The organism is Atopobium sp. ICM42b (assembly GCA_000564995.1).
Lineage (GTDB): Bacteria > Actinomycetota > Coriobacteriia > Coriobacteriales > Atopobiaceae > Lancefieldella.
Genome location: JDFH01000015.1, coordinates 25538 through 39545 on the forward strand (window position 1 = coordinate 25538; position 14008 = coordinate 39545).

Annotated in this window: 9 protein-coding genes; 2 read left to right on the forward strand and 7 right to left on the reverse strand. The window is 52.8% G+C overall.

Annotation, left to right across the window (positions count from 1 at the left end; genetic code table 11):
* Positions 1–182 precede the first annotated feature (182 nt).
* Positions 183–1277, forward strand: coding sequence for a glycerol dehydrogenase (locus HMPREF1493_RS04650; protein ID WP_035428190.1), 1095 nt, complete (start codon positions 183–185; stop codon positions 1275–1277).
* Positions 1278–1491: 214 nt separating this feature from the next.
* On the opposite strand, the gene HMPREF1493_RS04655 is transcribed toward HMPREF1493_RS04650, so the two are convergent.
* The 7 genes from HMPREF1493_RS04655 to HMPREF1493_RS04685 all read right to left on the reverse strand — a co-directional run bounded on the left by HMPREF1493_RS04655 (position 1492) and on the right by HMPREF1493_RS04685 (position 12288).
* On the reverse strand, positions 1492–3249 hold the full coding sequence (locus tag HMPREF1493_RS04655; RefSeq protein WP_035428191.1) for a 1-deoxy-D-xylulose-5-phosphate synthase: 1758 nt from the start codon (positions 3247–3249) through the stop codon (positions 1492–1494).
* Between the two features lie 813 nt (positions 3250–4062).
* Positions 4063–6138, reverse strand: a complete 2076-nt coding sequence (locus HMPREF1493_RS04660) for an elongation factor G (protein WP_035428193.1) — start codon at positions 6136–6138, stop codon at positions 4063–4065.
* Between the two features lie 274 nt (positions 6139–6412).
* Positions 6413–8257 (reverse strand): hypothetical protein, encoded by a 1845-nt coding sequence (locus tag HMPREF1493_RS04665; protein ID WP_035428194.1) that lies wholly within the window; start codon positions 8255–8257, stop codon positions 6413–6415.
* A gap of 2 nt (positions 8258–8259) precedes the next feature.
* Positions 8260–9405: an ABC transporter ATP-binding protein gene (locus tag HMPREF1493_RS04670; protein WP_232215509.1), complete on the reverse strand. Its 1146-nt coding sequence runs from the start codon at positions 9403–9405 to the stop codon at positions 8260–8262.
* Position 9406: 1 nt separating this feature from the next.
* Positions 9407–9607 carry a type II toxin-antitoxin system antitoxin gene (locus HMPREF1493_RS04675; RefSeq protein ID WP_035428195.1) on the reverse strand — a complete coding sequence of 67 codons (201 nt, stop codon included), beginning with the start codon at positions 9605–9607 and terminating at the stop codon, positions 9407–9409.
* Positions 9608–9624: 17 nt separating this feature from the next.
* On the reverse strand, positions 9625–10614 hold the full coding sequence (locus HMPREF1493_RS04680) for an SPFH domain-containing protein (protein WP_035428197.1): 990 nt from the start codon (positions 10612–10614) through the stop codon (positions 9625–9627).
* A 705-nt stretch (positions 10615–11319) separates the two neighbouring features.
* The gene (locus HMPREF1493_RS04685; protein ID WP_035428198.1) at positions 11320–12288 is read right to left on the reverse strand and encodes a lactate/malate family dehydrogenase; all 969 of its coding nucleotides are present in this window, start codon (positions 12286–12288) and stop codon (positions 11320–11322) included.
* 168 nt (positions 12289–12456) lie between these two features.
* Between HMPREF1493_RS04685 and HMPREF1493_RS04690 the strand changes: the two genes are divergently transcribed.
* A complete protein-coding gene (locus HMPREF1493_RS04690) occupies positions 12457–13716 on the forward strand; it encodes a class I SAM-dependent RNA methyltransferase (RefSeq protein WP_035428199.1) in 1260 nt (419 codons plus the stop codon).
* Positions 13717–14008: the final 292 nt, after the last annotated feature.

The following is a 14008-nucleotide window of genomic DNA, read 5'->3' on the forward strand; positions in this document are numbered from 1 at the left end:
TGCCGGCTAGTGAATGTATGTTCACGTAAACTTTCCAGAAGTTGTCCGAATCTAAATTCTTTCCGTGCTGGAATCTAGATTTTCACTTTGTCCGAATCTAAATATTTTCCTTGCTGTTATGTTCTTTTGACAGTGTTACCATAATTTACATAGGTCTAAAACGTATCCGGAGAGGGGAACCTATGAAAATGCTGCGCGCAATGCGTGAGCCACTGAAGTATGTTCAGGGCAAAAATGCTTGTCTCGAGTTTGAAAAAGAGATGGGCTACATGGGAAAACGCTTCCTTTTTGTTTGCTCTAACAGCGGCTACAAAGCAACCCACGACATGATCGAGCAGAGCTTCGAGGGCAAGGGCGACTATTACCGTCGCTACGAGGTCTTCGGTGGCATCTCTTCCAACGGCGAGATTAACCGCATGAAGGCTATCGTCGAGGAGGACAACATCGACGTAGTCGTCGCTATCGGCGGCGGCAGCGCTGTTGACACCGCAAAGGCAACCGCATATTACGCTGGTAAGCGCATCGTTATTCTTCCTACCGTTGCAGCTACCGACGCTCCATGCACCGGCCTCTCCGTTATTTACAACGATGACGGTTCCTTTGACAAGTACCTCTTCTACCCACAGAACCCAGATGCAGTTATGGTCGACACCCAGATCATCGCTAACGCACCTGTTTCCTTCCTGGTAGCAGGCATGGGCGACGCACTGGGCACCTACTTTGAGGGCCGCGCATCCATCCGCACCGAGTCTCCTTCCCTCGAGGGAACCGGCATTACCCGCGTTGGTATGGCAATTGCTAAGGAGTGCTACCTCACCCTTCGCGATTACGGTTCACAGGCAATTAAGGCTTGCGAGAACAACGTTGTAACCCCAGCTCTTGAGGCTATCTGCGAGGCAACCGTCTACATGAGTGGTGTCGGCGCTGACAACGTTAACTGCGCAGCAGCTCACTCCTTCTACAACGGCCTCACCTCTCTTGGTGGCCACAGCGCACCTCACGGCAACTGCGTTGCTTTTGGTACCCTGGTCCAGCTTGTTCTTGAGGGCGTTCCTCAGGAGGAGTTCGACGAGGTCCAGGACTTCTGCCTTGAGGTTGGTCTTCCAACTACCCTCGAGGAGGTTGGCATCACCACTGACGAGCAGATCAAGAAGATCGCTGAGGCTGCTTGCGTTCCTGGCGAGACCATCCACAACCTTGCTGGCGACGTCACTCCTGACGAGCTCTATGCAGCTATCGTTCAGGCTGACGCTATGGGCCGCGCTCTTAAGGCTTAAGGTTTTAGCTGAACGTCGCGTCGCGACACACGTCGACAAGCCGCAACAGCACATTCGCAGCCGCAACAGCACATTCGCTTGATACAGAAGAGGGACCGCAGATGCGGCCCCTCTTTTTTGTTACAGTTTTGATGTGATGGCGAGAAGTGCGGACGATGTCGCAACGGCACACAGCACAGACGAGGCTCGCACCGAGGCAGCAGCATCGACACGCCTACATGCCCAGCACCTGCTTGATGTCCGCAGCAATCAGCTTAGGCTCCAGATGATTTTCTCGCATAAGGTCCGCGATGTTAACGCGGTCGTAGAAAGCCTTCTTGACGCCGTAGTTCAGCACGCGTGCGGAAGAAGTTCCCAGGTAGCTGGCTATATTTTGTCCCCAGCCACCCTCGATGATGCCGTCCTCAATGGTCACGATGACGTCGTGGTCTTTTACCAGGTTGTCGAGCAGATTCTGATCAACGCCCGAGGCAAAGTATGGCTTGACCAGCGTAGCTTCAATTCCCAAGGTGGAGCTGAGGGCTTCAACGGTTTTCTCGCCAAGGTCGTAGAAATCGCCCAGGGCAAGAACGGCCACCTTGGAGCCCTGGCGCGTGACCTCGTAGGTGTTGAGGTCGTCGAAGTTTGCGCGGACGGGTCCCTCGGCGTGGACCACGGGACCGGAAGGAATTGCGATGTAGACAGGGTGTTTGTCCTGTTCAAGCGCCCAGTCGAGCATGGCAACGTACTCCTCGGCGTTGGACGGCGCGAGGTACACCATGTTAGGGATGTTTGCGATCATGGAAATGCTGCTGAGGCCCTGGTGGGTGGCGGCCATCAATCCCCTAATGGAGCCGGAGCCCACGATAACCGCAGGATTCTGGTTGAGCGCCAGGTCCTGGGTCAGCTGGTCGTAGGTGCGCTGGATGAAGGTTGCGCTTGAGCCCCAAACCACGTGCGCGCCGGCGTGAGCTGCGCCGGAAGCCATTGCAACTGCAGTTTCTTCAGCGATGCCCACGTCAAGGTAGTGCTTACCTAGCTCTTCTCGACGTTCCTGCGTAAGGCCGAGAAGACCAGGAACAGCCGACATGAGCACCAGAAACTTAGGATCAGTCTTTGCGCGCTTGAGCGCATACTCTGCGAAGATGCTGGCGTACGACTCGGAGGAACCGGATGCAGGGCTCTGACCAGTCTGGATGTCAAACGGCATGTGCCAGTGCCACTTCTCCTTGTTTGCCTCCGCAGGAGCGTAGCCCTTGCCTTTGAGCGTATTGATGTGGACCACGACCGGATGAGTTGAGTCTTTTACCTGCTCAAATGCGGCGATAAGAGCCTCGATGTCGTTGCCGTCATTGACATACAGGTAGTCCAGGCCCATCGATTTGAAGAGGTTATTCTCGGCAGCTCCGTTGGTACGGCGCAGCTCAGCAAACTGGTCGTACATGCCACCGTGGTTCTCGGCGATGGACATCTGATTGTCATTGAAGACGATGATAAAGTTGCTGTTCAGCTCGCCGGCAACGTTCAAGCCCTCGAGCGCCTCGCCGCCAGACATGGAGCCGTCGCCGATAACGGCGATGATGTTCTCCTTGCCGCCCATAATGTCTCGAGCCTTTGCCAGGCCAAGCGCCAAGCTGATGGACGTGGAAGTGTGGCCGATTTTGAAGAGGTCATGCGGGGTCTCGGCGGGATCGGTGTAAGGAGACACCGAGTCGTAGAGCGCGGGATCCATGTATGCCTGCTTGCGGCCGGTGAGCATCTTGTGCGGATACGTCTGGTGCGAGACGTCGTAAACGATATGGTCAACAGGCGAGTTGAACACAGTGTGGAGCGCAATTGTTGCCTCGACGATGCCAAAGTTTGGACCAAAGTGGCCGCCATGCTTTGACTCCATGACCAGCAGATTGTCGCGAATCTCCTGCGCAAGCACCACGCGAGCCTCCGCGTCCAGCTTTTTTACGTCTTCCGGTCCATTGATTTGCTCTATATACATGTGCGGCCTTTCTTGGATTTAAGCTACCATCACGAATAACATCGCCATCTCAACGCTGTTTGTCTGAAATACGTACCCAGATAGCCGCCGCGCAATACCGACAGGCAAGAAAATAAGCCACATGAGCAAGTGAGTGCTAAAAGCTTACGCCCACGATCAACCATACCGTACGGGCAACATCATTAGTTGCTTGTACTGTTTTGATGATGGATGATGATGGTTGAAGATGGCTGAAGATGACTGAACACACCTATGTCGGATAATCTGTCAAAAAGACGTATACATGACGCTTAAAACACCTGAAACGTGCAGAATATCGTCATTAGGTGTGTAATAAACCCGTAATTGAGCAGAATATCTGACATAGGTGTGTTCCTTAGGTGCGGAATTTACCGATAGTTAAATTATTTATACCTTTCTATTCATTTTCCAGCATATTAAATGAAATTTATGCATAAAAATGTATATCAGGTATTAAGGCTCTCTAAATGTCAGACATTGAGCCCAGTTATCCGGTTATCTTGATTAAGCGCTTAACGATTCTTCAGCGAGGCTTAACAAAGCTACGAAATTTTGTGCGCAAAGCCTAAAAAACCAACGCTAGACGCATTGCACCAGCGTAAAAGAACCCTCGCACCTGAAAGATGCGAGGGTTCTTGCTTGAAACTCGTTATTTACCTACGACCTTGCGCTCGCCGGCCGCGACTCCGTGCTGTGTTCGCAGCGCCTGCCATGCTCGCAGCGTCAGTGTGCCCGCAACGGTGCCGCGTTCGCAGCGCCTTCCGCGCTCGCAGTGTGCGTCTGACCTGTGGGCTAGCGCTCGCCGGCGGCGCGACGCTCGGCGTACTCGGCAGCAAGACGAGCCTGAATGTCGTGTGGCACCTGCTCGTATCCTGCCAGCTCAACGGTATACTCGCCCGTTCCGCGCGAGAGGGACCTCAGCCTTGTAGCGTAATCGGTAACCTCGGCGTATGGGATTGTCGCCTTAATGGTAGTTTCACCAGCGGAAACACCGGTGCCGGAAGACATTCCCTCAACGCGACCGCGGGAAGCGGAGACGTCGCCCATGACGGAGCCTGCGTAACTGTCTGGAACGGTGATCTCCAGGTGAGCCATAGGCTCCAAGAGAACTGGTTCTGCCTGGTCAACAGCCTTCTGGAAACCAATGCGAGCAGCGGTCTTGAATGCCATCTCATTGGAGTCAACAGGATGGTAAGAGCCCTCGTAGACAGCAACCTTAACGTCAATCATAGGATAACCAGCCAAAACGCCTTCGCGCATGGTCTCCTGAACGCCCTTGTCAATTGCAGGGATAAAGCCGCGAGGAATGTGGCCGCCCACAATCTCGTCGACAAACTCGTAGCCTGCGTCTGGGTTTGGCTCAATACGCAGCCAGCAGTCGCCGTACTGGCCGGAGCCGCCGGTCTGCTTCTTGTGCCTACCCTGAGCGCTTGCGACTCGACGGATCGTCTCGCGATATGGGATGCGAAGCGCAACTTTATGTGCGGAAACGCCGGCTCGCTGCTCAAGACGCTCGAGAAGAACGGCTACTTGTGCCTCGCCGATTGCAGAAACAATGGTCTGGCCGGTATCCTCGTCGCGCTCAACCTTGAGGGTTGGATCGGCGTCGGCGGCCTTCTCCAGGAACGCGAACAGCTTGCCCTCGGTACCGCGCTCATCAGGCTCAATGGCCGTGCGGTACAGGGAGTTGGGGAACCTGAACGCGGCAGCCTCAACCTTGCCGGTAACGGAAAGCGTGTCGCCCGTCATGGCCTCGAGCTTTGGAACTACCACGATGTCGCCGGCTGCGGCGGTGCTGACGTCAGCCGTGTCTTTGCCGCACATACGATACAGGTGAGAAAGGCGCTCGGGCTTGCGGGTGCGAGCGTTGATAAGCTCGGCACCTGCAGAAACAGTACCCGCAAGCACCTTCACAAAGGTAAGCTTGCCGTTCTGTGGATCCTGCAGCGACTTGAAGGCAAACGCAACAGGGCGCTCGTCATCAGGTGAAATATCAAGCTGCTCACCGTTGACCAACGGAATGCGACCAAAGTCGGACATAGTTGGGAACCAGCCATCAATGGCGTCAAGCAGGGAGATGACGCCCTCTTCACGGACGCAAGAGCCCGAGAAGACAGGAACAAAAATGCGCTCCATAAGGGCCTTACCCAGCAGGCCTTCAAGCTCTTCCTGGGTAATCTCTCCGCCCTCAAGGTAGCGCATCATCAGCTCATCGTCTGCCTCAACAACTAGCTCGGTCAGGGCAGCGCGGGCAGCTTCTGCCTCTGCTTGGAACTCGGCAGGAATATCGGTTACCTCAGGCTTGCCGTCTACCAGCTTGCGCGCCTTCTGATGGACAACGTCAATGATGCCGGAGAACGCCTCGCCAGAACCCATTGGAATGGTCACTGCACCAAGCGAGGAGCCAAAACGATCCTGGAGCATAGCCATTGCGGTCTCGTAGTCTGCATCAGGGCGGTCCAAGCGGTTGATGAACAGCGCGCGGCAGAGAGACAGGTCCTCGGCGGCAAACCAAAGCCTGGTGGTGATAGTGCCAGGTCCACTAGCTGCATCAACGACAAACAGCGCAGTCTCAACAGCGCTCATTGCCGAATAGGCGTCACCTACAAAGTCAGGATAGCACGGTGCGTCAAGCACGTTAATGCGTGTATTTTCCCAGGTAATTGGTGCGATAGTAGTAGAGATAGAGAATCCGCGCTCTGACTCTTGTGAATCGTAATCAAGCGTGGGCTTTGTGCCTGCGTGGCCGCCTAAACGAGTGGTTGCACCCGTCAGATGCAGCATTGCCTCGGCAAGCATGGTTTTGCCCACGCCACCTTGGCCCACCAGGACCACATTCTTTACCTTAGAAACATTTTTTTCGGCCATGATGCCTCCTCTGACTGCGGCAAGCAGCCGAGAAGGTCAGCCGATAGTACGCGCCCGAGTCTAACGCGATATGCCTCGGCCCTTCCTGCTACTTACCGAACAAGAAAACCTCTAGCCACCCTACCGTACCGCAAAGCGTAAAAAGAGACACCCACCATTCGATAAACGACATGTGGTGGGTGCCTCAAAGTTTCTTCTCGACAGAAGAATTTGAACTGTTACCGCAGGTAAATGACGCGAAATTTTGCCATATCACCCGCGTGCATCACAAAAGTTAGATTCTAACTCCTCGGTGAACGGTGTTGTTAAAGATCAGGTAGCCGATAATCGCGTTCACCAGCGACAGCGTGACAAAGATAATGTTGGGAAGTGTCTCGTTGACCACGCCTGCTGAAGAGCTGAACGAGTCCATAACCGGGATAATCATCATCATGAACGTTCCGCCGATAACAAACATGGAGCCCAGCGTACCCACAAGAGAAGAAACGGTGACCGAAAGGCTTCTCTTGGTGATATCGACAACGGAAGTCCAATCAAAGTTTGGTCGGCGAATATCAATGGCCAGGCCCACGTTAGACACCAGAAACACAATGCAGAGTGGCAGAATAACGTTTCTCAACGCCGTTTCAAGGGTGATGTGACCTGGGATCAGGAAGAAAATCTGGGTCAGCACGCTGAAGATGAACACGTAGATCATGTTAACGGCAATCTTTGCGCCAAAAATCTGCTTTGGAGATACAGGCATAGTCGCCATCAGCCAGTTTGAGCGGCCTTCCAGCGAGTACGAAATGGCGGCGGAGTTGGCGGCGCAGAACATCGAGGTGCCAAACCAGGTGGTTATCATGCCAAGGATGGTTCTTGCCAGAGGTAGATAGCGCGGGACCTCGGACGCAGGAACAAAATAGGCCACGATAGACGACGTGCTAAAGAACATAGAAATAAAGGCGAGAATAACCATCAGCAAGCAGCCAAAAAGCATGTTTATAAAGACTGCTGGATAGCCCGTGATGGTCTGAATTTCTTTTCTGATCAGGGCAACAAATGGCGTCGCAGACTTGGTGGAAATCTGTTTAGTGGTGAACTTCTTCTGGACCTTGTCCTCGCTTACCAGCGCATTAATGCGGTCGTTGAAGCGAGAAATAATTGCCACGATTGCCGCAGGAGCTCCAACAGAGACCAGCGCAAACAGCAAGAAGCTAACAAGGGAACCAGAATTAAAGAAATCCGCAATCCACAGTGATGGAAGATAAACTACGCCAACTGAACTTGCAACGTTAAAGACGGTATCACGGAAGTTATCCACCACACCTGGGACAAACTTGTCCGCGTTGAAAGATACCGTAAAGATAAAGAACAGATACGCGACCATAAAGAAAAGGCCAAAAACGCCGCCAATGACCATTCCCAAGTTCTTAAAGTGCAGTTTTGCAGCAAGGGCTGCAACCGCAAAAGCCAAGAGAATTGCAGCAGAAACTGCAAGGTTAGGTCCAAGAAGAAGCGCAAACAAAGCGCCAATCAAACGTGGAAGCGTGACTGCCTCAAAGCTAAAGTAAGCCAAAAAGACTGGCAGCATAATGGTGATAGACCAGATACCCTCTGCAGCATAAAGAGCAGCTACGCGAGAATAGATAATGGTGCTCTTTTTGATTGGCAACGACATGATAAAGTCGTAATCCTTGTACGCAAAAAGCACGCCATTGGCCTTTACAAATGTCAAAATAACACCAGGTAGAGCACCAGCTAGAATTCCTGCGAGAGGCAGCAGCCTTGTGAAGCCGGCAATGGCTAACGTTGTTGAAACGCCGTAGATGTAGACCATCATAAAGAGTGCGCCAACAACTGCAAAAACGCCACCGACAATAGGCAGAGCATTTGCGCCAACTTTTCTCTCAAAATTCTTTCGAGCACCTATAACCTGCGTAGTCCAAATCATGGTGATCTGAACCTTAAGCAGCATCCAGAACACTTTGAGGTCAGAAGGCAGTTTGAGCTCGGAGCGATCAAGAACAGGAACCTGACCAGCGCTTACTTGAGCTGGAATAAAGACATCTCCTGAAAGTTGCAGGTTCTGCTCAGGCACATCAGGGCGCTGAGGAGCCTGTGGAACGTTATTTGCCATGACTAGTTCTCCTTAGGGAAGGAAGGAGGAACTGGAGCGCCTGGAGGTACTGGTGCTCCGGGCGCGGCTGGTGCTGCAGGTGCGGCTGGTGCTGCAGGTGCTGCTGGTGCTGCGGGTGCCGCAGGTGCTGCAGGGGCTGCTGGAGCAGCTGGAGCTGCTGGTGCTGCAGGAATGACTGGCTGAACAGTGGCGCCGTCCTTTGTGGTGGCCATATCCTGAGCAATCTCGGCAGAAACACCAGGAGCGCCGGCCTCAAGTCCAAGGAAGACTTCCTCAAGAGAAGCGTTGCCGCGAATCTCATCCGTTTTACCTGCGGCAAGAAGCTTGCCCTGACGAATAATTGCAATTTTATTGCAGAGTTTCTCGACAACCTCAAGAACATGTGACGAGAAGAACACGGCAGATCCGCGGTCGGCAAGCTCGTGCAGCATCTTCTTCAACTCGAAGCTTGCTGCTGGATCCAGGCCAACAAATGGCTCGTCCAAAATGATAAGCTTTGGCTCGTGGAGCAGGGCGGAAATCAGAACCAGCTTCTGTTTCATACCGTGAGAGTAGCTGCCAATAGCGTTTGCCAGGGAATCAGTGATGCCCAAGCGGTTGGCCAACGTAGTAATGCGCTCGACGCGGTTCTCTGCAGGAACGCCAAAGATGTCACTGACGTAATTGAGGTACTTAATGCCGCTCATGAACTCGTAAATGTCTGGGTTATCTGGGACGTAAGCGATGACCTGCTTTGAGCCAACAGGGTCAACCAGCACATTCTTTGAATCCACAAAAATGACGCCGCCCTCAAATGGCTGAGCACCAACGATAGACTTGATAAGCGTGGTCTTACCTGCGCCGTTGTGGCCGATAAAACCGTAGATGTCGCCAGGCATAACGTCGAGCGAAAGGTCAGAAACAGCTACCTTGGAGCCATACTTCTTGGTAAAGTGCTGGACGCTCAACACGGGAACAACCTCGCCAGGAGCCGCTGGTGTTGGGGCTGCTGGGGCTGGGGCCGGTGCGGGAGAAGCCGCAGACACAGGCGCAGCGGCAGCTGCAAGTGCGGCTGGTGCGGCTGACGCGGCGGGAGCCGCAGGAGCAGCAGGAGCAGCGGGAGGTACGGGAGCGTTAGGAACAGGTGGCTGTGGAATATTGTCGGCCATGTTAGTTTCCTTCTTCCAATTTATCTATCTTGTTCACACGAGTGTCTTGAACTTTTGGAGAGCGCTTTGCCCTTCTCAGAGCATCGCGCAAAATCCATTCTACCTGAGCGTTAGTTGAACGCATGTCGTCTTGCGCCCAGCGTTCAACCGCCTCCCAGACTTCTGGAGCTACACGAAGTGGATATTGTTTGCGAGGTGCCATGGGTTTCTCGCCATGCTTTACTGCTGCAAGGAACCGGTGTTAAGCACAGGCTGAGCCTCGGACTCGCCGCAGAGAACAACCATGAGGTTGGAGGCCATGACAGCCTTGCGATCCTCGTCGAACTCAACAACGCCATTCTCGGAGAGCTGAGTGAGGGCCATGTCAACCATGGAAACGGCGCCCTCGACGATCTTTTTACGTGCAGCGATGATTGCCTCTGCCTGCTGGCGGCGGAGCATTGCCTGCGCAATCTCGGGAGCGTAGGAGAGATGCGTGAGACGAGCGTCGTCAACGGTGATACCAGCAACGGAAAGGTTGCGGCTCAGCTCGGACTGAAGCGCCTCGGAGACTTCCTCGATGTTGGAGCGCAGAGTAATTGCGGTGTTGGACTCGGACTCGTCCTCCATGTGGTCGTAGCTGTAGATGCTCGCGACGTGCCTAAGCGCGGTCTCTGCCTGCATAGTAACGTAGCTGTCGTAGTCGTCGACGTCAAAGAGGGCCTTTGCGGTATCGCTCACGCGCCAAACAACAACCTCGGCGATCTCGATTGGGTTGCCCATGCGGTCGTTGACCTTGAGAACTTCGCCGTTCAGCGTACGAGCACGGGTGGAAATGATGGAGGTATGTACGCTTACACTGGGAGTAACGCCTGCAGCGAGAGAAGAAAGGTCTCCCAAGTTTGTGGAAAGAGTCTTGGCATAGTAAGGATTTGCCCAGCGAAGACCCTCGTCCTTAACGGTGCCAATATACTTACCAAACAGCACGCAAACCTTTGCTTGACCAGGCTGAAGGCTGAATAAGCCGCTTGAAACAAACATTCCGGCAAAGAAGAATACCAGCGCACCAATGATGCTTGGGAACGATGGGTCCAGGAGAGGATTTCTGTCTGCAGCGATAGCGCTGAGTACAAAATTAGCCAAAAACAGGGCTGCAACTGCAAAAAGAACAATGGTAATCAGCAGGAACAGCCAACCACTCTTGGACTTAATGATTTTCTCGGTGCTCATAAGATCTCCTTTGTGACAATGAGCTTCATGTTGGCATCATTGTGATATCACGTTGATTACAAGTCAATAGAAATTTTTATTTAAATATTGTTTAAAAATCGCAGGTAAGACGGTGGTTTTGTTGGCCTCGGCGCGCGGCGAGAGGTGAGCGGTGAGAAAAACGCTTGATGCGGCGCATGGCGAGAAGTTCGTCTCTTCGAGAAAAGTAACCGATCTGTAAGGCTTGGACTAAGCGCGCCTGATTTCTGCAAAGAATCTGTAACGTTTGCCTGAAAACATCAAAGAATCGGTGGATTCTGCCTGATTTCATCAAAGAATCTGTGTCCCAAACACAGATTCTTTGCACTTTTCAGGCGGGCCTTTCGGGACGTGACTTTTGAATCCGAGGTTAGTTTCACGAGCACTCTTATGGAGCCTGATTTTCTCGCCAAGTCTGAGCGATTTGCCGGAAAAGCGCACCATATCTGAGCGATTTGCCGGTTTTTCTCGCCAAGTCTGAGCTGTTTTACTCAGACTTGATGCGGTTTTCAGGCTCATAACTAGAGGCAATCAAAAGATGGAGGAGAACAGCTCGGTTGCATAAAAACACACCTCGGGAGAAACCCCGAGGTGTGTTCGGTGTGCACTATTGCCTGTTCGCAGGCTATGCTCGCAGGTGCTGCTCGCGCCCGTCGTGGCCGCAGCCGGTGCGGAACCCGTGGTGCGCTAGTCGATACGAGCGTCTACCTCAAGCCAACCAAGCTGGTCGATGTTACTCTTGACATGCTCGCAAGACTTGCGCCATGCCTCAATCTCGGAGTCGGAGAGCTCGGGCACAAAGACCTTCTCGACACCATTGGCGCCGATAACCGCAGGAAGTGAAGAGTAGAAGCCAGAAACGCCATACACGTCGTTGAGCAGCGTGGAGACTGGCGTGATCAGCTTGGTGTCGTGAACAATAGCCTTGATGACCTCGACAGCGCCGTTTGCAATGGAATACTCGGTGCACTGCTTACCGCTGTAGGTAACGTATCCGCCCATGCGACCAGCCTGCTCAAGCTCTGGGAGGTCAAAGGTCTTACCTGCCTGAGCTGCAACTTCGTCGAGGGTGAGGCAGCCAATGGAAACGTGTGACCAGCAAGCAAACATGCCGTTGCCGTGCTCGCCGAGCATCCAAGCGTTGATGCAAGATGCTGGATAGCCGGTAGCGCCGGAAAGTGCGTGGCGGAGTCGAGCGGAGTCCAGCGTGGTACCGGAGCCGATAACCTTATTTGGATCGGCGCCGGTCAGATACTGGAGCTCGGTGGTAACAACGTCGCAGGGGTTTGCGATATTGACCCAAACGCCATCGAAGCCTGCGTCTGCGATGCGCTTGGCAAACTTCTTGGCCTCGTCAGTGGTGACGAAGAGCTCACCATCACGACTACCTGCTGCAGCCTCAATGTGGCCAGCAGCATTAACGATAATGTCGCAGCCAGCAAGTTCCTCATAGCGGTCATCAAGCTCAAAAACGCGAGCAGGGTGTGGATAAAATGGCATTGCGTCCAGCAGGTCGTTTACCTGAGCCTTGCAGAGGACCTCATTTGTGTCGCTAATGTAGAGCTCAGTTGCAAGTCCCTGGTAAAGTAGGGCGTTTGCAACATGCGCGCCAACATGATTAGCGCCGATAATACCAATTTTGCTGATGAGAGCCATAGTCCACCTCTTTTGTCTCGCCAAAATACTGTGCCTGTTAGCTTAACGGTTTTCTAGACAAACGGGAAACGATACAAAAAATGAAACATATTAGATACAACAATCCCCTCAACGTGCCATTTAAGCCCGCAAACGGTATAGTAGTAACCCAAGATTTGGAGAGGAACTATGGGATACAAGACACCAACATGCTCTATTGCACGTAGCTGCGGAGGCTGTGAATGGCTTTCGGTCCCCTATCCTATCCAACTTAAACGCAAGCAAACGCAGGTAGAAGAACTTCTCGCCCCACTGGCAAGCATCAATAACGTAACTATCGAGCCCATTCGTGGAATGGACGAGCCTCTGGCTTATCGTCACAAAGCAGCAACGCCATTTGCACCAGGCAAGGGCCGCACGGTTCGCTCTGGTTTTTACGCAAGCGGAACGCACAAAATTATTGCCTCAAAGGAATGCCTGGTAGAAGATGGTCGAGCTCGCGCTATCCTCAACGACGTGGCGTATCTTGCCGGCCAGTTCAACATTCACGCCTATCAGGAAGATCGCGGCAAAGGGGCGCTTCGCCACGGCGTAGTACGCTGCGGATATGCCACTGACGACGTCATGCTGGTACTGGTGGTCAACGGTCAGCATCTGCCTCATGAACAGGAGTTTGTTGCTGCGCTTCGCAAGGCGCACCCCGAGCTGACCAGCATCTTCTTGAACGTCAACCAGAAGCGCACCAACGCAATCTTAGGGCGAGAAACCCGTCTGCTTTGGGGCTCAACGTCTATGAGCGACAAGCTTTTGGGCTGCACGTTTGAGATTGGCTCAACCAGTTTCTACCAGACAAACCCCCAACAAACTGAGGTGCTTTATCAGCTGGCCATCGACGGCGCGCTTGCTGGCTCCACGCAGACCAGCGCCACGCAAGACGGCGCTGCGCTGACCAGTGCTCCCGCACAAGCAGCAACCTCTGCTCAAGCCAACAACCTACGAGTTCTTGACGCTTACTGCGGCACAGGAACCATTGGACTTTGCTTGGCGCACGCCGCCGAAGCTCAGGGCATCAACCTCTTGCTCACTGGTGTTGATCAGGTTGAAAACAATATTCAGATGGCTCGCAGAAACGCTCGAAACAATAAACTTGATGCTGAGTTTATCTGCGACGATGCCACTCGCTACATGCAAGCTTTAGCAAAAGAAGGTCAGAACTTTGACGTTATTATTCTTGACCCGCCTCGCGCTGGTTCCACGCCCACCTTCCTCAAGGCAACTGCCCAGCTAGCTCAGAAGAAAATCGTGTATGTGAGCTGCAGCGTTGTGACGCAGGCTAGGGACCTCAAAGTTCTTCTCGACAGTGGATTTGCCATTGAGCGCGTGACGCCTGTGGACATGTTCCCTCACACCAAGCATGTGGAATGCGCTGTGATGCTTTCTCGGGCTTAGATTAAATTCGCAAATTGAATTGAGGGGCAATACCTGATAATCCTTCATTAGTAGCTGCCAAGGAAACTTATAGAGCAAAATTAATTAAGGGAAATGTTTATAACTGGAATACAGTAATAGGGGATGGTCGCAGAATCATCCTCTATTTTTTGTGCAAAAACGAAGAACTTTGTATATTGCATTTTGATATTAGGCTCCCAGTTTCAGTGAAGAATCACAGTCTTCAACATCATAATGATGGAAAGAAAGTCTATTTTGACAAAATACCTCTATATGATTATAACTATGTTCA